Below are 26,374 nucleotides of genomic sequence, written 5' to 3' on the forward strand. Positions count from 1 at the left end.
ATTATTCTTTTGGTAAAAGTATCCATAATTTGCCACGATTATTCATATGTCCAGCATTAAACTCAGCTTGTTTGCCATGACCCCAAAATACATCTCCTCTAATTGGACCAAGTATTGCACCTCCAGTATCTTGAGCTATCATCAATCTATCTAAAGGTTTTGTATCTTCATTATTGTCTTTGTAATAATCAGTTTCAAGCCATAATGGTACTCCATATGGATAATATTTATCATCTATAGCTAGAGAATATCCTGGCGTTAATTCGACATCTTGAGCACCTACAGCATTGTTACGATTTAAATATCTAAAGAATACAAATGATGGATCATAGTTTAATACTTCATCAACTTTGTTTTTATTATCGTATAGCCAAGCTTTTATTGATTGCATTGACATACCTTCAGCAGATGCATAGCCATGATCAATTAGGTATTTGCCAATAGGTTTGTACTGATGTCCATTTTGACTATCATATCCTAGTAGAATGTCACCACTATCTGTTTGTATGCGTCCGGAACCTTGGATTTGAAGAAAAGATCTATCTACTTTGGATTTTACCCATACTAAAACATCTTTGTTGGAAAATATATTCCCTTGCGATATTTGTTCTCGGGTGTAGTATGGAATGAATTCATTTTTTTGGTATCTGCCAAAAGAGTAGTTACCATTAGTTTCTTGCTTTTTTATCAAATCATCAGGTGTACGATAGATTGGAACTGTATATTGTAAGGTTTTGACTAAGCTCCCCTTTATTGTTGGCTCATAGTAGCCAGTAAATATTCCAGTGTCTTTATTTTCATATAAAATTTTGTAAGGAGTAAAATTTTTTTCAAAGAAAAATTTGGCTTCATTATTTGATTTAAGATTGGTTTGGATTGTTTTCTTGCAAATATTTAACCAGTTATTATATTGAGGATTATTTTCTTCGATTATTTTTTCACAAGATTTTTTAAATACCTTAAAAGATTTTAGCTGGTTAGCATCGCGCCAGTTACTTAGATCTTTAAAACTTGATTTTTCATATTTTACTTTTTTTGAATATTTTTTTGTTAAATAGTGTTGAGCCGTAATATTAGCACAGCTAGAGATGAATATTGTTAATAGTATAAGGCTTATTTTTTTTGAAACTTTCATTATATTTTTGCCACCTGTATTAAAAAAATATCAATAATTATCTTGAAAATATGAAAATAATCACAATCTATCAGATTGTAATATCAATAGACGCAAAATAAAAGGTTATAATAATGAGTAAAAAAGAAAAAGCAAAAGATATCGATTCTTCAGATTTAAATACTGAAGCTCAAGAATCAGCAGACACTCAGTTAGATGAGCTTTCAATAGATGAACAGTTAGAAAAAGCAAAAGATACTATTAAAGAACTTGAAGAAACATGCGATTCATTTAAAAATGAAGCTCTAAGAGCAAAAGCTGAAATGGAAAATATTCGTAAACGTGCGGAAAGAGATGTTTCTAATGCACGTAAGTTTGGAATCGAAAAATTTGCAAAAGAACTTATGCCTGTAACAGATAGTATAGACCAAGCATTAAAACATGAGGTGAAGCTTGAAGAAGCTGTTGCTATGAAAGAAGGTGTTGAGATGACATCTAAGATGCTTTTAGATGTTTTGAAGAAAAATGGCTTAGAGGAATTAAATCCGGTTGGAGATAAGTTTGACCCTAATTTTCATGAAGCCATAGCGATGATACCAAATCCAGAGATTGAGGATAATACTGTTTTTGAAGTCTTCCAAAAAGGATATTTGTTGAATGGCCGTGTTGTTAGAGCAGCAAAAGTAATAGTCGTAAAAAATTAAGAAATATTTCTTGAAATTTGACAAAACATAGCCATATATAGATTAATGAATTTGAAATTATAAAATAACAAGTTATAAATAGGAGAATAAAACAATGGGTAAAATAATTGGAATAGATTTAGGAACTACTAACTCTTGTCTTGCTATCATGGATGGTAAGAGCGCTAAAGTGATAGAAAATGCTGAAGGTCATAGAACAACTCCTTCAGTTGTGGCTTACACAGATGGTGGCGAAATTTTAGTTGGTCAATCAGCTAAAAGACAAGCTGTAACAAATCCTGATGATACTTTTTTTGCAATCAAAAGACTTATAGGTCGTAAGTATGATGATAAAGCAGTACAAAACGATATAAAAAAGAAAGTACCTTACGCAGTAGTTAAAGCTGATAATGGTGATGCTTGGGTTGCTACTAAAGAAGGTAAAAAAATGGCACCACCTCAAGTCTCTGCTGAAATTTTGAGAAAAATGAAGAAAACGGCAGAAGACTTCTTGGGTGAGCCTGTAACTGAAGCTGTAATTACAGTTCCTGCTTACTTTAACGATAGTCAAAGACAAGCTACTAAAGATGCCGGTAAAATTGCAGGCCTTGATGTAAAAAGAATCATCAATGAGCCAACAGCTGCAGCATTAGCTTATGGTGTGGATTCTAAGAAAGGTGAGCAAACAGTTGCAGTATACGATTTAGGTGGTGGTACATTTGATATCTCTATCATCGAAATTGCTGATGTTGATGGCGATAACCAAATCGAAGTACTATCTACAAATGGCGATACTTTTCTTGGTGGTGAAGATTTTGACTTAGTTCTTATGGATTACCTAATTGATGAATTCAAAAAAGAACAAGGTATTGACCTTCATAATGATAAGCTAGCTCTTCAGCGTGTACGTGAAGCTGCTGAAAAAGCAAAAGTAGAATTATCTTCAGCTCAACAGACTGATGTTAACCTACCTTATGTGACGGCTGATGCTACAGGTCCTAAGCATTTAAATGTGAAGATCACTCGAGCTAAATTTGAATCATTGGTTGGTGATTTGGTTGCTAGAACATTAGAGCCTTGTAAAAAAGCTTTAGAAGATGCAGGTTTAAGCAAATCTGATATTACAGAAGTATTGCTAGTTGGTGGACAAACTCGTATGCCTTTAGTACAAGCTAAAGTAAAAGAGTTCTTCGGTAAAGAGCCACGTAAAGATGTCAACCCTGATGAAGCAGTAGCAGTTGGTGCGGCGATTCAAGGTGGCGTACTTTCTGGTGACGTGAAGGATGTACTTTTACTAGATGTGACTCCATTGTCAGTAGGTATCGAAACTATGGGTGGTGTGATGACTAAGCTTATTGATAGAAATACGACTATCCCTACTAAGAAGTCACAAGTATTTTCAACAGCTGAAGATAACCAGCCTGCGGTAACTATTCATGTACTTCAAGGTGAGCGTGAAATGGCTTCAGCAAATAAATCTTTAGGTAGGTTTGACTTGGCTGATATACCACCATCTCCTCGTGGCATGCCTCAAATCGAAGTAACTTTTGATGTAGATGCTAACGGTATAATGAACGTATCTGCAAAAGATAAAGCTACAGGAAAAGAGCAAAATATCGTGATTAAATCATGTGGTGGTATTTCTGAAGAAGAGATAGAAAAAATGGTACAAGATGCGGAAGCTAATTCTGAATCAGATAAAAAGTTCCATGAGTTAGTAACAGTAAGAAATGCTGCTGATAACTTAATTCATAGCTCAAGAAAAGCGATTGGTGAGCTAGGCGAAAAAGTAACTGCTGAAGAAAAAGAAGCAATAGAAGCAGCTTGTAAAGAGCTTGAAGAAGTTTCTAAGGGCGATGATAAAGAAGCTATTGAAACTAAAACTAAAGCTCTTGAAGAAGTATTTACGCCTATTGCTCAAAAAGCTTATGCAGAGCAAGCACAAGCTCCTGGCGCAGAGGGCGGAGAATCAAGTACAGAAAAAGCAAAAGACGAAGATGTTGTTGATGCTGATTTTGAAGATGTTGATGACGAGAGCAAAAAATAAGAAATCTAATTAATCACTAAAGTGCGGTTTATCCGCACTTTTCTATTTGGTATAATAATCTGTCTTAAATTTTTAGGTTAAAATATAATGCAACAACAGAAATGTTATTATGAAACTCTTAGTGTCGCAAAGACAGCTAATGGCACTGAAATTAAGCGAGCTTACAGAAAGCTTGCGATGAAATATCACCCTGATCGTAACCCTAATGATAAATCAGCTGAAATTAAATTTAAAGAAGTTTCAGAGGCTTACGAAATTTTAAGTGATGATCAAAAACGTTCTCGTTATGATCAATTCGGTCATGCTGGTGTAAACCAACAAGGTGGGGCAGGTGGTCACGCAGGCGGCTTTAGTGGTTTTGAGGATATTTTTGATACATTCTTTGGAGGAGGTAGTGGCCGAAGTGGATCATCAAGATCTGGGGCTTCTCGAGGTAGTGACCTTGAATATACTCTTGAAATAACTTTAGAAGAAGCTTTTTTTGGAGTAGAAAAGGAAATAAATATACCAAGAATGTCAGATTGTGATAGCTGTGATGGAACTGGTTCAAAATCAAAATCAAAGACTACTTGCCATGCATGTCATGGTCAAGGTACTATTCGTCGCCAACAAGGTTTCTTTGCTTTTGAGCAAACTTGTCCTGTGTGTAATGGTAGTGGTTCAAGTATTGCAGATCCTTGCGAAGATTGTCATGGAGTTGGTAAAGTTAAAAAACAAAAAACTCTAAAAGTTAAAATACCTGCAGGTGTTGATACTGGTGATCGTATAAGATTACAAGGTGAGGGCGATGCTGGTTCAAGTGGCTTAATGAATGGGGATTTATATGTACAAGTTATGGTCAAAGAACATAAGCTTTTTGAAAGAAAAGACATAAATCTTTACTGTGAAATGCCTATAAGCTTTACAACTGCTTGCTTAGGTGGTGAAATACAAGTGCCAACTCTTGATGGAGAAGTGCAACTAAAAGTAGTCCCTGAAACTCAAACTGATAAAATATTCCGTTTGAGAGAAAAAGGTATGAAATCATTGCGTGGACAAAGGCGTGGCGATTTATTATGCAAAGTGGTTGTAGAAACTCCAGTAAACTTAAGTGCTGAGCAAAAGAATCTACTGCAGAAATTTGCTGATAGTTTAGGTGAAGCTTATGAAAGCAAACATTCTCCAAAAAGTAAAACATGGCTTGATAATGTCAAAGATTATGCAAAAAAGTTTTTTGAATAATTACAAACAAAGGTAATTTTATATATATTTGATTATTGTGATATCGAGTTATAATAATTAGGATATAAAAGTTATATTATTCTATTCGTGTTCTAATTCTGTTTTACCATGATAAACCTTATCATTAGTATATATTTTAATTTCTAAATCATGTTTTTCACCACTGTTACCATTACCTTTATCTTTACTGCAGTCTATTCGGATGATTTCCCAGTCATTAGCTTTACCTACAAAAACTTTGTTTCTCCCAGGTTGCTTAACTTTAGCATCACCATAATCTCTAACTTCACAGTTTTTTAGAGCAGATCCAGAAATATCAACATCGTAGTAACTTTCATTTTTTATATCTTTAGGTAAATCATTATTTTTATCAAAACTCATATCATGAATATGAGGGGTGCGAACATTTATATACAACTCTTCTTTAGGTTTATTATAACTTTCTAGAAAAGCGCATGATGCTAATACAGATGCTATTATTGGTAAAATTAAAAGTAATTTTTTCATATCTTATAACCCATAGACCTTTTTAATAATCTTAACCAGAATATAAAAGTTAATCAATCTTTTAGATTAAGATTTGGAAGTAATATTAAGATTAGAATGAAGGAGTTAGGGCAGGTAATCTTTTATGATGGCTTCGATTATGCCAAAAATTTATTTTACTTAAGGCATGGTCACTAACTGGTTTTCCATCTAAGAAATCATCTATTTCTTTATAGGTTACCCCCATTTCATCTTCATCAGTTTGTCCAACCCATAAACCTGCAGATGGTTTTTTTATTAAAATGTTTTGCTGAATCTTTAGGTATTTACCTAGCTCAAAAACTTGTGCTTTTTTCAGTTTTATAAGAGGGAGAATATCTGCAGCGCCATCGCCAAATTTAGTGAAGTATCCCATATGCCATTCACAGGCATTATCAGTACCTATAACTATTCTATTGTTTTGTTGAGCATAAGAGTAAAGATACATCATCCTAAGACGAGCTTGAGCATTACCTTTTATAACATGTTGTCGATCACTTTTAGGATTATTCATTTTTTCAGTTGTTTTTGAAAAAACTTCATAAGTAGGTTGAATAGGGACTATGTGATAATCTATATTAAGTTTTTTAGCTAATTCAACAGCATCTTGAGTGTCAGTATCTTCATTGTTTTTAGAGGGCATGATTAACCCTGTTACAGGAAGGGTGGTTTTAGTTGCTAAGGCTACGGCAACAGCTGAATCAATACCACCACTTAGACCTATTACAAAGCCATTAGCTGGATAGTTTAAACAATTTTCTTTTAACCAATCAACTAATTTTTGTGAATACTCTTGAGGCTTTAAGTTTTTTATTACTTTCATTATTATATAACCTTGACCTAGAATATAATGAAGCCATAAAATGTCTAATATTATATTCTTAAGTGTTTTAATTTAAATGTTTAATTTTACCATATCAAGGATATTTGTTTGTAGTAATTATCTTCATCTTTTATAGAGAGAGTCGATAGATTAAAATCTTATTTATCAAATGCAGGATTATTGTAATGAGGCTTACTATAATTATCGACATTATAGCCACTTCCTAATGATTGATATAGGTTGACTATACTAATAAGAGATTGTAATTTAGCCTGGTTAACTTGCATTTTTTGATAAAGCACATTTAGATTTATACCTGAGTATTGAGCTTTACTTATTGCCCCTGCTTGGTATTTTTGTGCAAAAATATTTTCTTGTATTTTTGTGGATTTTAGAGAGACTGTTTGTTCTTTATAGTTTTCCTCATTAGCAGATCTCTCAGATAGACTATCATCAACATCTTGAAATGCTTGCTGTAAAGTGTTGATGTAATCATAGTAACCTTGATAGAACTGAGCTTTTGCTTTATTACTATCAGCAAGAATACTTAAATTAAATACTGGTACAGCAGCTACTGCTTCAGCAGCCCATGCCCAAGCATTCATTGTAGCTAGCTCTCCAAGAGCTAAAGTGACATTGCCAAATGCACCAGTTAAGTCAATGCTTGGAAAAAATTGTGATCTAGCTAGACCAATGTTTGCATTTGCTGTTTCAAGCTTATATTCAGCTATAGCAATATCAGGACGATTTTGTAAAATTTGTGAAGGCATATTGACAGGTACTTTAACATTAGCATTAATATCATTAAGAGTTCTAGAGGTGACAATCTTACCTGGATTTCTGCCCATTAGTATTTTAAGAGTGTTTTGAAAGTGGACTATATTATTTTTAATTATAGCTACTTTACCTTTTTGTACTTCAAGTTGCTGCCTTATGATTTCTTCAAGCATTGGAGAGCTTTCTCCAAGCTTGTGTTGATCTTGAGCATAATGAAATAGTAATTCTAATTGATTAACCATATCCGTTTGAAGTCTTAATTGTTCTTCAGCTGTAATTAGAGAGAAGTATGCGGCGCTTACCTGGCCAATAATTGATAATCTTGTAGTATTTTTAAGATTGATCTGCATTTTTTTACTAAGTCTAGCAATTTCACCTAGTTTAAATTGCCTAATTATATTTACTGTATAGCTAGGAAGTATGCCAACTAAAGCGCCACCAGCTGTAATGGAATTTGGGGCTTTTAATGCTGGTATGCTTGCACTAGAGCTTGTATCAAATGTTTGAGCGATAAACCCGCCACCACCTACACTTGCTGTAGGAAGCCATCCATAGTTAGCTTTATGTATTTCAGAGTTAGCTTGGAGTATATTACCTATGGAGACTTGAAGTTTATTGTTATCTTTCAATGCTGTGGTTATGAGATTATTTAAAACTGGATCATCAAAACCTCTCCACCAGGCAAGTTTAGTAAGATTCCAGTCTTTAGTTATTTCTATGTTTTTATCTTGGTTATTCCATAGGGCAGGAGTTTTTATTTTAGGTCTTTCATATTTTGGGCTAAAAAAGCTACAACTAGAAGTTAATAGTGTAGTAGCAATCATAGTTAAAGAGAGTATTTTTTTCTTAATCATAATTGTTACCTATAAAGTATCTACTTTAACTGTTGCACTTGCACCAACTCTTAGAGGATATTTAAGATCATTTTTTAAAGTTATTTTTACAGGGAAGCGTTGTGTAACCTTAACCCAGTTTCCTGTAGCATTTTCTGGTGGTAATAGTGAAAAAACTGATCCAGTTGCATAGCTTAAGCTATCCACTTTACCAATGTAGGTATGACTATACATATCTAATTCTATTTTAACTTTTTGACCTGGCTTGATTCTATCAAGATCTGTTTCTTTAAAGTTTGCATCAACCCACCATTTTTTATTATCAATAAATCCAAATAAAGGTTGGCCTTGAGAAACTAGTTGGCCTTTATAAATTTTCAAATTTGATACATAGCCATCATCTGGTGCGATTAGTGTGGTATAACCAAGATTTAAGTTGGAATTATCATAACCTATTTTCGCAGCACCAATTTGAGATTTAGCAATTTCAACTTGAACTAGAGATTGTTTAAGATTGGAATATGCCTGATCATTAGCTTTTTCTGCTTGTATTTTTTGGTTCATATATTTTTGTGCATCCTGTAAGGAACCAGCATCAGCTTTGTATAGTTTGATGTATCTATCAGCCATATTTGTGGCAGTATCTAAGGAAGCTTGCGTTTTCATTAGATTAGATTTAGCTACGTTTACTCTTTCTTGAGCTAACGCAAGTTCTCCTTTTGCTTGGATAACTTTAGTATTAGCTTGAGCCACTTGATATTGATAGTCTTGAGGATCTATTTGTACTAGCTTATCTCCTTTGTGGACGTACTGATTATTTTTAACATAAACTTTTTCAATATAGCCGCTAACTTTGGGTGAAATATTAATTATATCTGCTTTTACATACGCATTATTAGTATTAGGAAATATTTTGTTATACATATAATAGCCATAAATAGCTATTGCTGTAGCAGCTATAATACTGCAACCAATCACTATTTTTTTAGTGGAAAATTTAGATTCTTTATGTTTTTTTTCTAAATTGGTTTTTTGTATGTTTTCTTGTGACATTTGATGTTCCTATTATCATTTAATGCATTATTGGTGCTGAAGCATCTTTAGGGGGTTCTTTTAATAGTAAAGGTACAATAGCTAAGGCTATGCTAAGGATGCCTATTACATAGAAAGAATTAATATAACTTAAAAGACTACTTTGATGCATGACCTGTTGTTTTGCAATAGCAATAGTTGTGCTAGTGTCAGCCATAGAGAAATTATAACTCCATGCTTGAAAACTATTATTCATAGAAGATATATTTTGAGATAGTTCTTGAAAAGTTGTTTGTTGGTTTCTCGATATAAAAGTTGCTACAAAGGCTGTTCCAACGGAGCTTCCAAAATTTCTAAAAAAATTAAAAGAGCCTGACATATCACCCATATCCTCATCTGCAACCCCAACTACAAGGACACTCATAAAAGGTATAAAAAACATCATCATTCCAAACCCTTGAATTGCTGTGGTAAGTATAACATCAAACTCATTTAGTGTAGCAGAGAAGCTTGCTTGAATTAAGCAAGCAATTCCGAACGTAATCATTCCAAGGCAAATTGTAATTTTTACACCTAGTTTTTTAATCAAAATAGTTTGAGTTAAAGCTGCCCCTATAACTGCTGCAAGACCTCTGGGTGCTGTTATATATCCTGCTAAATCAACAGGGTACCCATAAACTTGTTGGAGCATGGTTGGTAAGTATGCCATAGCGGCTGAGAATAATAGCACAAACATAAAGCATAAAAAGCAAGCTATAACAAAGTTCAGATTTTTAAATATTTTTAGTTTTACAACAGAGGAGTAAATCAGACCTCTCCAAATAAAAAAACTTAAAGAAACTATTGATGTAGCAAGTAAAATTATCATTTCAATAGATTCAAACCAGCCATTAGTATTACCATTATCAATAAAAAGCTCAAGACAACCGACTCCAATAGCCATAAATCCAAAGCTAATATAATCAATTTTGATTTTTTTAATTGGGGTTGCCTCCATCATAAACAAAATGACTACAAAAGCTATTACACAAAGAGGTACGTTTACATAAAAAATCCATTCCCATGATAAATTCTCACAAATAGCTCCACCAAGTACAGGGCCTATAATAGGGCCCATAACTATAACCATACTATATACTGTCATCATTTTATTATATTCTTCATTCTTGAAGCTAGTAGAGATATATGTTTGCGCGACTGATGGTAAAAATGCTCCTCCTAAACCTTGGAAGGTTCTAAAAACTATCATTTCTGGTAAAGAAGTAGAAAGCCCACACATAATAGATGATACACCAAATATTACTGATGAAATAAGAGCTACTCGCTTTATACCATATTTTTCTATAACAAGTCCAGAAAGGAGTATAAATATTGCTGCTGTAACAATATATACAGTAGTTACATCTGCTATGGTTTCAACATTAGCTCCAATAGCTCCCATGATTTGAGGGATTGCAACAGCCACAATAGTTAAGTCGACAATCTCTGCTAAAGCTAGTAAGCTTATAGCAAGAGCAACGATTGTCCTTTTTTGACTCCAAAATCCAATATTAGGTGTATTAGCTTGCATAGGCTTATTTTCGCTTATTGGTTTTTATAAAAAAACTCAGTTCGTATAAAATATAGAGTTTAAATAGATAAATCTAAATATTTACTTTTTTAAAGTATTATATAATTTTAACAATGTATTATAGCATTATATGAGAAATAAATAGTGAATTTTAGCTAAAATCTTATAGGCGGCAAAGCAGTAGCTATAAATAGTATAATAAGCACTTTCATAAATATCTGGCTTGTTTGATTAGATTTTATTAATCGATAAACTCTTGTTTAAGTTTTTTAATATCTATTTTACCAGTATTATTTTTAGGTAGAGTGTTTACAAAAATGCAAGCTTTGGGAACTTTATAACTTGCTAATTTTTCTTTACAATGATTAATTATAATATTTTCTGTTAGCTTAGAGTTTTTCTCTATTGAAATAAACGCAACTGCTCTTTCCCCAGAGGTTTTAGATTTTATACCAGTTACAGCTACTTCTTTTACATCAGCAAGTTTAAGTATAGATATTTCAATCTCTCGTGGATATACGTTAAATCCAGAAACTATAATCATATTCTTAATTCTATCAGATATAGTTAAGCGGCCTTTTTTATCAATATAGCCAATATCTCCAGTCTTTAGCCAACCATCATCTGAAAAGTATAATTGATTATTTTTTTTATCATTCCAGAAACCTTGACATTTTTGGGGTCCATTGAGCCATATTTCACCTTCTTTAAAACATTTATTTATTTCTTTATGAGTTTCTAAATCTCTAATACTAACTTCTGTTCCAGATATTGGATAACCGCATGTACCAAAATAATCATCTTCAGACTCATTAAATTTATTAAGCGAAATAGCAGGAGACATTTCTGTCATACCATAACCTTCTTTAAGTTCAACACCAGTTCTATCAAGCCATTGCAGGTATACTTTACGGGATATAGGCATTCCACCACTTAAAGAGTATTTATACCTAGTTTTATTTATTTTTTCAAAATCAGGATGATCAAGCATAGCCATATAAAGAGTATTGAGCCCATTAAAAATAGTAAATTCATTTTTTGATAGAGTTTTGATTAGGTCTTTGATATCTCGAGCATTTGGAATAAGTATATTTTTTGCACCAGCAAAGAAAAAACATAGTAAGTTAGCACTCAAAGAGAATATATGATAAAGAGGTAGCGCTGTTACTATCATTTGGTCGGACATATCCATGTCATGATTTATCCAAGCCCAAACCTGTTGTATATTTGATGCAACATTATTATGGGTGAGTATGGCGCCTTTAGGCATTCCAGTAGTTCCACTTGAGTATTGTAAACACAGAATATTTTCTTTTTTAATATTTGGTTTTTTGTATAGTTTTTTATCTGCTTCTAACATTTTAGAAAATTGTAGAAAAGATCCTTTATAATATCGAGGCTTATCTTTAATTAAATATTTAGAAATGAAACCAATAATTTGCTTTTTAGGGAAAGGGTAAAGATCAGCAATATTTGTAACAATAATTTTTTCTAATGAATGGATATTTATACGTGCTTTTTGAATATGATGGGCGAACATATCCATTACAATCGCAGCTTTAACACTGCAATTATTGAATATAGCTTCAATCTCATCGGACTTATATAAAGGGTTTACATTAACAAATACAGCTCCAATCTTAATGCAAGCAAATAGGCTAACAGTAAACTGCAGGCAGTTAGGCAAAACTATAGCTACACGGTCTCCTTTTGCTATCCCTAGTTCATTTTGTAAATAACTAGCAGTTTTTGTAGCCAAGTTATCAAGTTGAGAAAATGTTAAGTTGACATCATGGCATGATACAGCATCTCGATATGGAAATTGGTTAATTGCCTTTTCATATAGATCTAATATAGTATATTGATTTTTTTCTATATTCTTTGGAGTTTGACTAGGGTAGTTTGCAAACCATGTGTTATTAGAGAATGTACTCATGCTGAAAAGGTATTATTTCATTATTGTTTATTATTTTAGCAAAAAAACTAAGTATTTATATAAGTTTGAGAGAGATATATTTAGAAAATAACTATTTATTTCAGTTATTTTGAAGAGTTATCTGTGAGATTATCAATGTCAGCTTTATGATCTTCAATTATTGTTATTTGATTTGTATATCGATTCAATAGAGGTGTTATAATTACCATTATAATTGTCACTGCCAAAATACCAACCGCGATCCATCCAAATACTGAGGTGTAAGTTTCTAAGCTTTGATATTTGGTAATTATATCTCCAGTTTGTGGTAGTGCTATAAATGATCCTATGTATGAGGCTATATAAGAAGCAATCATGGTAGCTAAAAACCAGAAACCCATCACAAATCCTGATATAAAAGATGGGCATAGTTCAGCCACCATTGCTAAACCAAGTCCTGAAATTAAAAGCTCTCCTAATGAGGAGCTTGCATAAGATAAGATTAACCAATTTCCAGAGATAATAGCATCAGTAGCAAAATATCGGGTGCAATATAGTGTTGTATAAGAAACGAACATTAAGGCTGTTCCTATACAGAATTTAGTCGCATGAGTTAGCTTACTTTTTTTGTATACAATAGCTAATATTGGTGAAAAAATTAAGATCCACAGAGGGTTTAAGAATTGGTATTGTGCCGCAGGGATATTCCAACCAAATATTGAAAGTTCAACGTTATGTTGAGCAAAAAAGGTTAAAGTAGTTGGCATTTGAAAATATAAAGAATAGAAAACTATCGCCTCAATAATTAATACAAAAGCTACTAACATTCTGTTTCTTTCATGTTTTTCGAGTTTAAAAGCAATATATAGAAAATATACCGTAGCTATAGTTACTACAACAACAGTTAGTTCGATACATAAAGTAGTATTTGGCAGTATATTCACAATAATAAGAAATGCAGATACTGCTCCTATAAAAGTGTATATTGCATAAGTTTTATTAATAGGGTGCTTGCCAGCTTCAGTATCTAAGTTATCCATTTTTTTATAAAAAATTAAGAAACCTATAAGACCAATAAATAAACCAACTCCGCAAAGAACAAATGCTTGTTTATAACCATAAAATTGTGAAATCACAGGGGTTAAAGCTACACAAATTAGACCACCAATATTGATTGCAAGGTAGTAAAGAGTCATTGCACTGTTAAGTTGCCCATCACCTTTTTTAAACATTTTTGATATCAATGATGATGGGTTAGCTTTAAATATAGCATTTCCTATAATTATTCCAGAAAAAATATAATAAATATTTTCTTTGGCAGCAATACTAAAACTTAAGTAAGATATACCAAGGATTGCTGCTCCTAAGATAATTGTTCTTTTAGCACCAAAGATTTTGTCACCAATTATACCTCCTATCCAAATAAAGCCAACGGTAAAGGCAAGAAATGATCCCATTAGATATAGTTAATCTGATAATATTGTGCTAAAGACGTGAGTAATAGCATCAGATAAATTATCAAAAGAATTATTTACTTTTCTTAAAATTCTTTTAAAATTGGCCCAAATTTTTTCTATAGGATTTAAATCAGGAGAATAAGCAGGAAGGTATAGTATCTGTATATCAAACTTCTCTGCTATTTTAGCCAATTTAGGAGACTTATGAAAACTAGCATTATCCATAACAACAGTAGTCTTTGGAATTAACTCAGGACATAAATGCTCTTCAAACCACTGATTAAGAATTTGAGTATCTGTATATCCAGTATACTCTAGCGGTGCTATAATCTTCTTTTCTAAATAGTTATAACCAGCAACTATACTTTTTCTCTGAGTTTGATAAGCAATAACTTCACCATAGCTAGGTTTACCAACAAGAGACCATCCTCTTAGTACAGACTGTTTATTATCCATACCCATTTCATCTAAATATACAAGTTTGTTAGGTTCAATAGTCTCAACAACCTCTATAAAACTTTGCCTATCTTGTTCTTTTCTTTGCTTATATTTAGGTGTCTTTTTTTAAAACTAAAACCAAGTCTGGTAAGACAATCATAAAATGTGCTTCTAGGTATTTCAGGAGCTAATGCTTCTCTAATATCTAAAGCCATTGCATCTGGATATGTTCTTAAGTAGCTTTCTATCGCTTCCTTATCTGTAAAGGTTGCTACTCTACCGCAACCCAAGCCTTGCTTAGATTTATAATCACCAGTTGTCTCGTATAAGTTTATCCAAGATCTAGTAGTACGGATATCTATATTAAAAAAATTACTTAGCTCTTTGTCTGTTAGGCCTTCTTTATATTTAGTTATTACGATATCTCTGAAATCTTGGCTATATGATGACATTTTTTCTAAATATTATAACATTATTGTCAAATAACTATCGGATTAACTATAAATTATTTCTCTTTCGCTTAGTCCTAGTTTTTGAGTGAAATATAAAGCAATAATAGCTTGGAAGCCATAAAAGCCAAATCTTTCCCAAAATTCTATTCCCCAAACAATCCAAAAGGGTGCAGATAAAGTTTTATAATTTTTTTGCATAGATAATTTTCTTAATAATTCAAGATATTTAAAAGCTAATTAAATCATTGACACTAGATTTTTGCAATAATTCCATGTGTGGTTATTTAATAAAGTTTATAATTGATAGAATATTTATAGGGGCTGTTTCTGCTTTTAGTATTCTCTTACCTAGATTGACTAGACAAAAATTATGATTTTTGAAAGAAATCATTTCTTTACTACTAAAGCCTCCTTCTGGCCCAATAAAAATATTGAAGTTTGAGTTAGCCTTAACTTTATTAATAAAGCTATCAGTAGTATTGGAGTAGGGACATAAAGCTATATTGATAGCATTAGGTGGTATATTTAGATTATTTAACTGGATTGGAGGGTGTATTTTGGGTATGAACACTCGACCACATTGTTCAGTTGCTGAAATTGCAATTTTATGCCATCTTTCAATTTTTTTATCAAACCCTTTTTTATCAAACTTATGATTTGTTAACTCTGTAATAATTGGGTAAATATTATTAACCCCAAGCTCAGTAGCCTTTTGAATTACTAATTCAAAATTTTCATTTTTTATAATAGCTAAATATAGGCTGCTATCATAGGAGTTTTCACTATCTATTTTCTTTGAACTAATAACGTTAATATTAATATTTTTATTATTTATTTCTATAATTTCTGTTTGATATTGAATGCCATCAACATTATTGAATAATTCTATAATGTCATATTTTTTTAACCTTAGAACATTTTTGAAATAGTTGTAATACTCTCCTGAAATATTTGTCTTTTTAGTTACTTGCGAAATATCAGAAAAAAAACCACGAATAGTTCTCATAATTTTAAAATTTGGTAAAATGTTTATTCTTTATTATAAGTTCTTAAATAGTTAAAGAATAGGGAAAGTTATGAGTATATTTAATAAAAGTTTTGTAACAAATTTGGTAGCTCTTATATTAGCTATAATTGGCTGGTATTTTATGGAGAATCATATCAAAGATATAGGATTTTATGCTCTATCAGGGGCATTAACTAATTGGATAGCAATATATATGCTATTTGAGAAAATTCCTTTTTTATATGGTTCTGGGATTATTCCTAATAAGTTTGAAAGTTTCAAAAAAGCTATTAAAAAAATGATTATGGAGCAGTTTTTTTCACAGGAAAATTTGGATAAATTTCTTGCAAATGAGGATATTAAAAAATATCTTGGTAACACTATAGCTTCAAAAATTGATTATAATAAACTTTTTGATAGTTTCATAGATATGTTAATGAGTAGTAAATATGGCTCAATGATAGATATGTTTTTAGGTGGAAAAGATGGATTAGAAGGTTTAAGAGAACCTTTTGTTAGAAAATTAGATACTAAAGTTTTAGAGTTAATTTCAGATTTGAATATAGATAGTAGCTCTATTTCTCAAAAAGCTGCTGAAAAAATTGAAAAAGTAATAGATAATCGTCTAAATGAATTAACTCCTCAAATGGTAAAAGAGATGATTCAAAAAATTATTCGTGAACATCTTGGCTGGTTAGTTGTTTGGGGAGGAATATTTGGTGGAGTGATAGGACTGATTGCTAGCTTTATAGCTTAGTAGCCATATTTAATAAAGTGCTGCTCCCTGAAGCTGGTGTATTTATATTTTTATTTTTTTGAATCTCGAGGTTTTTTATTAACCATGGCTTAAGTCTATGGAGTATGTGAGATAGGCCATCACTTGTTAATTTGGCATATTCATAAGCACTTACATTATTACTTGATATTTTTCTATGATATTTTATGGTTTTGATTTTTGTTTCACCATTTATTTCATTTTTCAAGTAAAAAGTTATATAAAAGAAAAATTCATTATTATCTAAATCTAAGATAGGCCCATAAGGGGTTGTTCCTGATAGTGTGAAATCTTGACGAATATTAAGATCTTGGAATGCTAAACTATTAACAATATTATGATCTAAAATATATTCAAATGTTGCTACTGTAAGCATCTTTGAGACAGGTAAAGCCCATGAGCTATTTTTAAAGCTATGTAGCTCATTATCTTCTATATAAAACATTTGAGATGCTTTAGATATCTGTGTTTGAATATTATATACTAGCAAGGTTGTATTAATGTCTGCTTCTTTTACATTGGGTAGAGGTTTAGCCTCTATTTCTTTACTATAGATTATATATTCTTTTTCAGTGGGGACTTTGATAGGGTCGCCAACTAAAGAAAAAGCAAATATTTCAAAAGGTAATAGTATTGCTATAATTATTAATAAATATTTTTTCATAATTTTATTCCTTATGTTCCACGCCTCTAACAACAATAGAAGGATCGTATTGTAACATTTTCATAACATCATTTACGCGAGTTATGGTCTCTTGAGTTTTGGACATTGTATCATTGAAATTCATTAGTGTTTTATTAAAATAAATTGAAGAATTACTGAGATTGTAAAGCAATATGTTTATGCTATCTGTGAATTGATTAAATCTATCTAAGTTTTGTGGGGACATCATTTTATTAAACTTACCAGAAATTTTTTCTAGAGAATCAGCTATGCCATTTACTTTACTTAAGATACTCTCAAATTGAGAAGGTTTTGATTTTATTTCTGGTATTTGTCCTTTTTTTATTGGAAGTAAATCTAGGCCAATATCATTTTTCTTTATATCTAAAGATAGCTCAACTTTTGATTGACCTGTTATACCTATCGTTTGTAGTGTTGCAACAGTTTGTTTATATATAGGTATCTCACTATTAATTATCATATAAACACTTACAAGTTTTGGGTTTTCTTTATTTATAGAAATATTAGAAACTTTACCAATACTAAAACCTTTATAGGCAACCTCTGAACCTATATTTAGCCCTGATATGCTTTTAAAATTAGTTATAAAAGTTGTTGTCGATTGATTTCTAAAACCACCTGATAGGAAAAAACCTATAAATATCATGACAAATACCATAAAAATTATAAATAGTCCTGCAATGAGATTCTTGATACTATTTTCATTCATTTTATAAGCTCCTAAAATTTATCATCATTATATGAACCAAAAAAATTTCTGATACTTTCATGTTGAGTTTGTTGGGATACAAATTTAACTGTATCATGTAGCATTATCTTCATTTTATCCATGTATATAATATCATCAACGATATTCCAAATAGTATTTAGATCATGAGTAATCATCACTACAGACATTGTTAGCTCTTCTTTAAGATATAAAATAAGCTCATCCATAGCTCTGGCAGAGTATGGGTCTAGTCCCGCATTTGGTTCATCTAGGAATACAATTTTAGGGTCTAAAACAATAGTTCTAGCTAAAGCGACTCTTTTTAACATACCACCACTAATTTCAGAAGGATACTTATTAAATGCCTCTTCACCAAGGCCTACCATTTTTAACTTTATAATAGCTATATCAGTAAGGATGTCTAAAGGTAGCTTTGTATGTTGCTTAAGAGGAAATATAACATTCTGTAAATTTGTTAAAGATGAGAATAGTGCACAATGCTGGAACATCATACTCATGTTACTAGATATCTGTTTGCGTTTGATTGGATTATCAGCTAATTTTGATATTTCTTGATTCAGGAGGTATATCTTGCCAGAGTATATAGGTTGTAGCATTAGGATCTCTCGCATCAGGGTAGTTTTCCCACAGCCACTAGCTCCTATTATACAACTAATTTTTTTTGCAGGAATATCAAGGTTTAGATCTTTATGAATCCATTCTTTACCAAATTTTGTACTTAGATTTCTTACTTGAATAATAATATCTTCATTCATTATATGATCCTCTAAGCTACGCCGTTTAGTGCTATTGCAAAAATAGCATCAACTACAATTATTAAAAATATTGAATAAACAACACTTGTTGTAGTTGCTTTACCAACACTTTGTGAATCTCTTTTAACAGATATACCTTGGTGACAACCAATTCCAGCTATAACTAAAGCAAAAAAAGGTGTTTTAATTAGGCCTATATAAAAATGGTTAACATTAACATGTGTGAAAAGTCTTTCTATAAATTGTAATGGCGTAATATCCGCAATCATATCTGCAATAATCATACCACCAATAATATTAGCAACCATTGCTATAGTTGCTAATACTGGTAAGCTGATTATTAAAGCTGTAATTCTTGGTAAAACAAGTCTTTGCATAGGATCTTCTCCAATCGTTTGCAAAGCATCTATTTCTTCATTTACTTTCATGATACCAATCTCTGATGTAAATGCTGAGCCACTCCTACCAGCAATAATAATAGCAGTAAATAAGGGTGCAAACTCCCTGAATGAAGAAATTCCTAGCATATCTACAACAAATATTTGCGTTCCATATTGCATCATTAAATCAAGAGGTAAGTATGTGAGAACCAAGCCTATAATTAGAGATAAGAGCATCACTATACCAAGTGCCTTAATAGTTGAGTCATATGCAATATTTAGTACGATTGAAAAAAAAGATTTATAAGGCCTGCGTATAAGGTTCATATAACCTAAAAAAATGGCTCCTAAAAAACTAATTATTGCTCTGATTTCAGCAAGAAGGTTATTTGTGTTTTTACCTAATGTATAGATACTATTAAAAACAAGGTTAGATTTTTTTGTAAACGACTCATCGATTTTATTTGGAAAGTTTTGTATAACAATTTCAATTAGGCTTCTATCTTTAGGGTTCGCAACTAATATATTCTCTGTTGTTAAATTTAGCTCATCTGCAGTTTTAAGAATAAAATAGGCACCAGCAGTATCAAGGGCTTTAATTTTTGTTATATCTATTTGTTTTATTTGATTTTTTAGATTGGCTGTTTTTTTTTCAACTAATTTTGGTCTGATTTGTTTAAGGGTTATTAGGCCTTCAAAATAAATAGTATCTTTATCAAGTTTTATTTCCATTTATTTTTACATTAAATAACTAGCTATAATAATTAATATACTAGAAAAAACAGACTAATACCAATCTATAGGTTGGATATTAACAGTATTTAATCGAGTTATATTTCGTTAAATTATTCTGTTTGATGATATTTTTAAGTCTTGCTTGGTACGCTTCACCACCTATTTCTGAATAATTCTCAAGCGTGTCAAATAATGCACTATCAGGTAGCTCATTAGAATTCACTTTTTGGCGGACAATTCGAAAATCTTTAAATTTTGATCCAGTATTTAGTCGATAGTAATATCCTAAAACGCTTTCATCAAGGTTAGAGAAAACTTCTAAGTATACATTTGATGATTGGGCTTTTATTCCACAAGTATTAGTAAAGCAGTGAAGTCCAAAATAATTATTATACTCTCTTGCAAACCTTGATGTACCCCAGCCACTCTCTAGTATTGCTTGGGCAAGTACAAAACTTGCTGGGGCTATTCCTATTTTTATTTTTAGTAGATCTAATACTTCAGAAATCTTGTGGGTATCCGCTATTTTATAACGGGTTGAATAGTTTTTTAATAATTGCTGTTGTTTTTTGTTTAGAGAATGTTTTTTATTGTATATGCGCTTAAGAGCATCTATTCTTTGTTGTTGTAAACAAATTTCTTCATTAGCTGTTTTTATGCCTGTTAAAACATAATTTATAAAAGAGATTTTACGTTGATTAACATCTTTAATACCCGCGAAATCAGGTTTAGGTGAATAGTGATGGAGTTTAGATTCTATAGAATAATCTGTCATAGAATAATTTGTATTTGTTTCTACAGATAGGATTATAGTAAAACCAATTAAAGATATTGGTATAATTAAATATTTAGAGATAATTTTTTTACTCAATATACTCATAATCATAAAAATCCTCTTCAAGTTGATCATTTTGGGACTCTATTGTTTGTTCAAGCTGAACTTTTAACTCTAACATATCATCTGGTAGTTTACTCTTAAATTTAGCCACTGTGCCTCTGGTAGGGTGAATAAATGAAAGACGATATGCATGTAAAGCTTGACGATCGATATTATTTATTTCGAGTTTCTCCAGTTTAATAGATGATTTGTTATAAGTCTGATCTCCAACTAGGGGATGTTTGATACTTTTCATATGAACTCTTATTTGATGAGTTCTTCCTGTTTTAAGCTGACATTCTACAAGAGTAAAGCCATCATAAATCTCAATAGGTTTGTAGTTGGTGATTGCTTCTTTACCATTATAATTTATTGCCATTTTGATACGATTGTTTGGATCTCTACCAATAGGCTCATTAATTTCACCTTCTGAATATATTTCACCTTCAACTATAGCAAGATATTTTCGAGTTACTTTTCTTTCAGATAGTTGCTGCACTAGGCTATGGTAAGCTGTACTACTTTTAGCAGCTACCATTAATCCTGATGTATCTTTATCCAGACGATGAACTATACCTGCACGTGGTAATTTATCTTGATTGCTGCAATGATATAGGAGTGCATTTGAAATAGTACCTGTCATATTACCAGCTCCTGGGTGAACTACCATATTTACAGGTTTATTAATTACAATGATATCATCATCTTCATAAATAATATCCAAAGTTATATCTTCTGCCAACCATTCATTAGTTGGAAGGAGTTCCACATTTATTTCAACATGTTCGTCCCCTAAGACAATATATTTTGCCTTTATGGGTTTATCATTTACAGTTATAAAATTATCTTTTATCCACTTTTGAATTTGAGAGCGTGAGAATTGCTCAAATAAATTATTAATTACTACATCAATTCTTTTACCAGCATCCTCTGGTTGCAGAAGAATATTTTGCTGAAATTTATTTGATAGTGTATTATCATTTGCCATGTTATTTATGCTTTTTATGAGCTTTTTATAAAAAAATAGTTATTTTATAGATAATTATATAAGAAAATTCTAAGGATAGTTAATCATAATGCGTAGGTTTTTATATTTAGTTGCTACTATTTTGGTAGTTCTATCATTAACTTCATGTGGCCCTAAGAAAGATAGTGAGCTACCGCAAGTCTATACGGGTTATACTGCGAGCTTTATTTATGTTAAAGCTCATCAGCAAATGCAGAACGGAAAATATTTTGATGCTATAAGATCTTATAAGTCTTTAGTCGCACAATATCCATTTACACCATTAGCTGAAAAAGGAATGGTTGATTTAATATATGTGTATTATATGGATGATGAATCAACAATGGCATTAGCTTTAGGTCAGCAATTCATTAAAATGTATCCATATAGTAAATATAAAGGCTATGTATATTATATGATTGGAGTCGTAGGGTTTGAAGATGGCCGAGGTTTATTACAAACTTACGCACCTTATGATATGAATTTCCATGATCCAACAGGTTACAAAGATGCTTATACAAATTTTGAAAAAGCTCTGAAATTAGACCCGAAGGGCAGCTTTGCTCCAGATGCTAAACGTAGAATGCTTTTTATAAACAATATAGTTGCTGAGCATTATAATGATATTGCACACTTTTATTTTAAACGTGGAGCTTATAATGCTGCGATCGATAGAGCCTCTCAGATTATAAGGAACTACCCGCAAAGCACATCAACAGAAGATGCTCTTGTCCTTACTATAAGAGCATATAATAAGCTTGGATTATTTGATCAAGCTAAAGCAAATATTAAAGTGCTTAAGAAGAACTATCCTAAGAATAAGTTTTTAATAAATCTACGTCCAGATGGGACTGAGATACCAAGTATGTTCCAGAGATTATTTGGTTGGCTTTAGTTTTTACTTTAAATATTTTTACAAGACGGGATTTTTTCTGAGCCTTTAAGATTATTTAACTTTTCCCAAGCCTCATCAGAGCAGCTTTCAGGTTTGCTATTTGGCATACAATAAAATTGTGCAGATCCTTTAGACTCTGTTTTTAAACAAGATTTAAATCCATCAATACTTAGATACTCTGGTGGGAGGAGTTGGTTATTAGTTGATTGTTTTGAGTTATTATTTGCTTTTTTTGGAGCCTCAGTAATATTGATACATCCTCCTAATATAACTATTGAACAAAATATGATAATTAATTTATACATCTGTATACTCCTTTATTTTATCACCACTATTTTCTAACATAATAGAGATGTTTTAGATTAGAGGGTAGGTTATTTTAATGTTTTATTTATAAACAGGGAATTTGTCACATAGATTAAGAATCTTAGAGGCAGTGTCTTGTTCAACCTGATCATTACCGCAGTTGTATACTACATCAGCTAAAAGATTAGCAATGATCTCACATTCTTTTTCTTTAAAGCCTCTGGTTGTAATAGCTGGACTTCCAATTCTTAAACCGCTTGTTACAAAAGGAGAGCGCGTATCATTTGGAATAGAGTTTTTATTTACAGTTATATTTGCTCTACCTAATGCAGCTTCAGCTTCTTTGCCTGAAAAACCAGTATTTGTAATATCTAAAAGTAATAGGTGGTTGTTAGTACCTCCAGATATTATGTTAATATCACGTTCCTTTAGTACTTTTTCAATAGCTTTAGCATTTTTTAAAACTTGTTTTTGATAATCAATAAAACTTGGCTCTAAAGCTTCTTTAAATGCAACTGCTTTTGCTGCTATTACGTGCATTAAAGGTCCTCCTTGAATGCCTGGAAAAATAGCCGATTGAAGTTTTTTAGCTAAATCAGGATTACCTTTGCAAAGAATTAAGCCGCCTCGAGGCCCTCTAAGTGTTTTGTGAGTTGTAGAGGTAGCAACATCAACATAAGGGAAGGGGTTTGGATAGACTCCAGCAGCTATAAGTCCTGCTACATGGGCAATATCAGCCATAAGAACCGCATTGATTGAGTCTGCTATTTCTCTAAATTTTTTCCAATCAATAACTCCTGAAAATGCTGAAAATCCAGCAATTATCATTTTTGGCTGATGTTTCTTTGCTAGTTCAGCTACTTGTTTATAATCAATATCGCCACTTTCATCAAGACCATACTGGATCGCATTATATATTTTTCCAGAAAAATTTACTTTACTACCGTGAGTAAGATGTCCACCTGCACCTAAATCCATACCTAGAACAGTATCACCAGGTTTTAGAACCGCATTATATACTGCAGCATTTGCTTGAGATCCTGAGTGTGGTTGCACATTTGCATAATCCACCCCAAATAATTTTTGAGCTCTTTCAATAGCTAGTTTTTCAGCAATATCAACAAATTCACAGCCGCCATAGTATCTTTTACCATGATATCCTTCAGCATATTTGTTAGTAAGTTGCGATCCTTGAGCTTCCATAACAGCAGGACTAGCATAGTTTTCTGATGCTATAAGTTCAACATGTTCATGTTGTCTTTTTACTTCAAGTTCTATAGCACCAAAGATTTCTTTATCAGTATTTTTTAGGTCATTTTTGTCAAAGCTAAACATATTTAGCGGTCTCCCTGTATTTTTTAGGTGGATAAAAGAAATTAAATGTTTAAAATTATATCTTATATTATTTATATATAAAATAAAAAGCAAAGCCATGAGTAAAGTTATTGATCTTGATGAAATTGATCGTCTGCAAAGAGAAGAAGAAAATTCTCACTATAAAGATAGTAAAAGTAAAAGCACTGTAAAAAAAGATGTTTTAGAAATTACAGATTTTGGTAAGGCTCTTGTAGCGCTAAATAATGAACAGCTTAAGAAGCTACCAGTATCTGAGAGTATTCATCATAATATAGTAGCAGCTAGAAGCATGAGTAAAATAGCTTTTAAAAGGCAGGTACAATTTATAGGTAAGCTTTTAAGGAAAGCAGAAAATATTGAAGAAATACAAAAATTTTATGATGCACTTGTTAATAAAGATAAAGAGTCTAATTTATTACTGCAAAGATTAGAGAATATACGTAACAATCTTTTAGATCCTGATAAATCCAATAAAACTTTAGAGAAAGTGATACAAGATTTTCCTGAGCTAGATATTCAAAAGCTTAGACAGTTAATTAGAAATCATCACCGAGAAATTGAAAAAAATAAGCCAAAAAAATCATTTAAAGAGATTTTTAAGTTTTTAAAAGAATATGCATTTAAATAATTATGAGTAGGTTTAAATTAGTTATGAAAAAAAATGTAATTCCTAAAGTAGTTTTAGTAGCAGGAATAGCTATTTTTGTTAGTATTTTCTTATTTGCTAGAGCTGTGATTTCGATATCATTTTTTACAGTCATAGTACTTTACTTTTTAAACAGAGATTTTTCCTTAGATAGATCTAGATTAAAGTATTACATGCCTTTGTTTTTCTTGATGCTTGCCGGCATAATAATTACAGCCTCATATATTTATGCTTTTTTTATAAAAGATCAAACTGTTCCTATTAGTCAGGTAATATCATATTCTAATCCAGCTGTTATTGTATTGTATGCATTTTCACTTAGTTATTTTTTATCAAAAAATAAGCAGCTTTCAAATTATCTACTATGGTCATATTTGACGGTGGCGATACTATTTTCATTAGTGTGTTTTTTTAAGTTTTTATATGATCCTAATATTGATTTATTAGGGATATATGGAAATTTTGGAGTGGGATCTAATGTCCAAGGTGTAATAGCTTTTACATTTCCATTTGTATCAGTTTGCCTTATTAATTTAGCTATTAAGGCTAAAAAAATAAGCAGTAAAACACTTCTTGCATGTTCAGCTTTGTTAGTAATTTTTACAGATTTATTTATTAATACCAGTAAGATTGGTTATATTGTTGAATTTTTAGTATTACTTTATTATGGTTTTATTTTTATAAAAACCTATAGCATTAGAAATAATGAGTTTAATATAAGAAAAATGTTAATAACAGCTGTTTTGGCATTTTTAGCTTTAATAATTGTCTTTGGTATGGCTTTTCATAAAAGTCGAATTTTTCACGATAAATCTTTAGATTTTGTGAATAGTATTGAAAGAGTTGTAGCTTCAAAAAGTTACACAAAGGAAGAAAGAGAGAGTCTAGAACAACAGTCAACTGGTCTGAGGGTTATCTATTATATTTCTTCTATAGAAGTTTTTAAGAAGTATCCTAGTGTTTTCTTTTTTGGTTGTTCATTTACTGGGAATACCTCAGATATAAATTATTGTACCGAATCATTGATAAAAAATAGTGAAGCGTTACAAAATAATAAAATGGTTATTAAAAATCACCCAATAGAGCCACATAATGGATTTATAACTTATATTTTTATGGGTGGCTTTTTCGCAGCATTATTTTTGTTGATGTTTTTCTTGAACTTACTTTATATTACAAAGTATTTTTCATTTGAGGCTAGATTTAATCTTAGAGTTTTAATATTAGCTTATTTGATAGCGTCTTGTACTGGCTTTTATTTGACAACACAATATGAAGTAACTGCATTTTTTACCTTGCTAGGAATATTTTTATCAAAGGTTGATTAATTTACAT

The 26,374-nt window shown here is 31.3% G+C and carries 24 protein-coding genes and 2 pseudogenes; 7 read left to right on the top strand and 19 right to left on the bottom strand.

Translation table 11 applies throughout. The features are described from left to right. Nucleotide 1: 1 nt before the first annotated feature. On the bottom strand, nt 2-1,135 hold the full coding sequence (mltA, locus tag ACR0PV_RS03275) for a murein transglycosylase A (protein WP_488173566.1): 1,134 nt from the start codon (nt 1,133-1,135) through the stop codon (nt 2-4). A 113-nt stretch (nt 1,136-1,248) separates the two neighbouring features. On the opposite strand from mltA, the gene grpE reads away from it, so the two are divergent. From grpE to dnaJ, 3 genes are all read left to right on the top strand, one after another. Further along, nucleotides 1,249-1,818, top strand: coding sequence for a nucleotide exchange factor GrpE (gene grpE / locus ACR0PV_RS03280; protein ID WP_488173567.1), 570 nt, complete (start codon nt 1,249-1,251; stop codon nt 1,816-1,818). Nucleotides 1,819-1,912: 94 nt separating this feature from the next. Then, nucleotides 1,913-3,844, top strand: coding sequence for a molecular chaperone DnaK (dnaK, locus tag ACR0PV_RS03285; protein ID WP_488173568.1), 1,932 nt, complete (start codon nt 1,913-1,915; stop codon nt 3,842-3,844). A gap of 87 nt (nt 3,845-3,931) precedes the next feature. Continuing rightward, nucleotides 3,932-5,065, top strand: a complete 1,134-nt coding sequence (gene dnaJ / locus ACR0PV_RS03290; protein ID WP_488173569.1) for a molecular chaperone DnaJ — start codon at nt 3,932-3,934, stop codon at nt 5,063-5,065. Nucleotides 5,066-5,146: 81 nt separating this feature from the next. Here the strand turns inward: dnaJ and ACR0PV_RS03295 are convergent, their stop codons facing one another. The 10 genes and pseudogenes from ACR0PV_RS03295 to ACR0PV_RS03340 form a co-directional block, all read right to left on the bottom strand. Then, the gene (locus ACR0PV_RS03295; protein ID WP_488173570.1) at nt 5,147-5,572 is read right to left on the bottom strand and encodes a hypothetical protein; all 426 of its coding nucleotides are present in this window, start codon (nt 5,570-5,572) and stop codon (nt 5,147-5,149) included. A 91-nt stretch (nt 5,573-5,663) separates the two neighbouring features. Beyond that, on the bottom strand, nt 5,664-6,413 hold the full coding sequence (gene nadE, locus ACR0PV_RS03300) for an NAD(+) synthase (RefSeq protein ID WP_488173571.1): 750 nt from the start codon (nt 6,411-6,413) through the stop codon (nt 5,664-5,666). 158 nt (nt 6,414-6,571) lie between these two features. Further along, a complete protein-coding gene (locus tag ACR0PV_RS03305; protein ID WP_488173572.1) occupies nt 6,572-8,044 on the bottom strand; it encodes a TolC family protein in 1,473 nt (490 codons plus the stop codon). 9 nt (nt 8,045-8,053) lie between these two features. Then, nucleotides 8,054-9,076, bottom strand: coding sequence for an HlyD family secretion protein (locus ACR0PV_RS03310; protein WP_488173573.1), 1,023 nt, complete (start codon nt 9,074-9,076; stop codon nt 8,054-8,056). Nucleotides 9,077-9,095: 19 nt separating this feature from the next. Beyond that, nucleotides 9,096-10,625 (bottom strand): MDR family MFS transporter, encoded by a 1,530-nt coding sequence (locus tag ACR0PV_RS03315; protein WP_488173574.1) that lies wholly within the window; start codon nt 10,623-10,625, stop codon nt 9,096-9,098. A gap of 241 nt (nt 10,626-10,866) precedes the next feature. Continuing rightward, nucleotides 10,867-12,561: a long-chain-fatty-acid--CoA ligase gene (locus tag ACR0PV_RS03320; RefSeq protein ID WP_488173575.1), complete on the bottom strand. Its 1,695-nt coding sequence runs from the start codon at nt 12,559-12,561 to the stop codon at nt 10,867-10,869. Between the two features lie 104 nt (nt 12,562-12,665). Beyond that, nucleotides 12,666-14,006, bottom strand: a pseudogene (locus ACR0PV_RS03325) (oligopeptide:H+ symporter); the annotation flags it as partial. After that, a protein-coding gene (locus tag ACR0PV_RS03330; protein ID WP_488172178.1) for an IS630 family transposase occupies nt 14,007-14,887 on the bottom strand; the annotation gives its coding sequence in 2 pieces (ribosomal slippage) (nt 14,007-14,563 and nt 14,563-14,887; 882 coding nt in all). A gap of 48 nt (nt 14,888-14,935) precedes the next feature. Next, nucleotides 14,936-15,085, bottom strand: a pseudogene (locus tag ACR0PV_RS03335) (MFS transporter); the annotation flags it as partial. 82 nt (nt 15,086-15,167) lie between these two features. After that, complete coding sequence (locus tag ACR0PV_RS03340) at nt 15,168-15,893, bottom strand: 16S rRNA (uracil(1498)-N(3))-methyltransferase (RefSeq protein ID WP_488173576.1); 726 nt, start codon at nt 15,891-15,893, stop codon at nt 15,168-15,170. 70 nt (nt 15,894-15,963) lie between these two features. Between ACR0PV_RS03340 and ACR0PV_RS03345 the strand changes: the two genes are divergently transcribed. After that, on the top strand, nt 15,964-16,650 hold the full coding sequence (locus ACR0PV_RS03345) for a DUF445 domain-containing protein (RefSeq protein ID WP_488173577.1): 687 nt from the start codon (nt 15,964-15,966) through the stop codon (nt 16,648-16,650). Here ACR0PV_RS03345 and ACR0PV_RS03350 read toward each other — a convergent pair. The 6 genes from ACR0PV_RS03350 to ACR0PV_RS03375 form a co-directional block, all read right to left on the bottom strand. Further along, on the bottom strand, nt 16,640-17,332 hold the full coding sequence (locus ACR0PV_RS03350; protein WP_488173578.1) for a hypothetical protein: 693 nt from the start codon (nt 17,330-17,332) through the stop codon (nt 16,640-16,642). The two genes, ACR0PV_RS03345 and ACR0PV_RS03350, sit on opposite strands and share 11 nt — an antisense overlap. Nucleotides 17,333-17,336: 4 nt before the next feature. Then, on the bottom strand, nt 17,337-18,062 hold the full coding sequence (locus tag ACR0PV_RS03355) for an MlaD family protein (protein WP_488173579.1): 726 nt from the start codon (nt 18,060-18,062) through the stop codon (nt 17,337-17,339). A gap of 11 nt (nt 18,063-18,073) precedes the next feature. Beyond that, the gene (locus tag ACR0PV_RS03360) at nt 18,074-18,838 is read right to left on the bottom strand and encodes an ABC transporter ATP-binding protein (protein ID WP_488173580.1); all 765 of its coding nucleotides are present in this window, start codon (nt 18,836-18,838) and stop codon (nt 18,074-18,076) included. 11 nt (nt 18,839-18,849) lie between these two features. Next, a complete protein-coding gene (locus ACR0PV_RS03365; RefSeq protein WP_488173581.1) occupies nt 18,850-19,950 on the bottom strand; it encodes an MlaE family ABC transporter permease in 1,101 nt (366 codons plus the stop codon). A gap of 79 nt (nt 19,951-20,029) precedes the next feature. After that, complete coding sequence (locus ACR0PV_RS03370; RefSeq protein WP_488173582.1) at nt 20,030-20,839, bottom strand: glucosaminidase domain-containing protein; 810 nt, start codon at nt 20,837-20,839, stop codon at nt 20,030-20,032. Continuing rightward, complete coding sequence (locus ACR0PV_RS03375; protein WP_488173583.1) at nt 20,817-21,818, bottom strand: RluA family pseudouridine synthase; 1,002 nt, start codon at nt 21,816-21,818, stop codon at nt 20,817-20,819. The genes ACR0PV_RS03370 and ACR0PV_RS03375 overlap by 23 nt, the downstream gene beginning before the upstream one ends. Nucleotides 21,819-21,906: 88 nt before the next feature. Between ACR0PV_RS03375 and ACR0PV_RS03380 the strand changes: the two genes are divergently transcribed. Further along, nucleotides 21,907-22,731: an outer membrane protein assembly factor BamD gene (locus ACR0PV_RS03380; RefSeq protein WP_488173584.1), complete on the top strand. Its 825-nt coding sequence runs from the start codon at nt 21,907-21,909 to the stop codon at nt 22,729-22,731. An 8-nt stretch (nt 22,732-22,739) separates the two neighbouring features. On the opposite strand, the gene ACR0PV_RS03385 is transcribed toward ACR0PV_RS03380, so the two are convergent. Next, nucleotides 22,740-23,036 carry a hypothetical protein gene (locus ACR0PV_RS03385; RefSeq protein ID WP_488173585.1) on the bottom strand — a complete coding sequence of 99 codons (297 nt, stop codon included), beginning with the start codon at nt 23,034-23,036 and terminating at the stop codon, nt 22,740-22,742. Nucleotides 23,037-23,118: 82 nt separating this feature from the next. Continuing rightward, a complete protein-coding gene (glyA, locus tag ACR0PV_RS03390) occupies nt 23,119-24,372 on the bottom strand; it encodes a serine hydroxymethyltransferase (RefSeq protein WP_488173586.1) in 1,254 nt (417 codons plus the stop codon). A 97-nt stretch (nt 24,373-24,469) separates the two neighbouring features. Here glyA and yjgA point away from each other — a divergent pair, with 97 nt between their 5' ends. Next, nucleotides 24,470-25,021, top strand: coding sequence for a ribosome biogenesis factor YjgA (gene yjgA / locus ACR0PV_RS03395; protein ID WP_488173587.1), 552 nt, complete (start codon nt 24,470-24,472; stop codon nt 25,019-25,021). 23 nt (nt 25,022-25,044) lie between these two features. Next, nucleotides 25,045-26,367 carry an O-antigen ligase family protein gene (locus ACR0PV_RS03400; RefSeq protein ID WP_488173588.1) on the top strand — a complete coding sequence of 441 codons (1,323 nt, stop codon included), beginning with the start codon at nt 25,045-25,047 and terminating at the stop codon, nt 26,365-26,367. The last annotated feature ends 7 nt before the right edge of the window (nt 26,368-26,374 follow it).

This window comes from Francisella sp. AG1 (assembly GCF_057683165.1).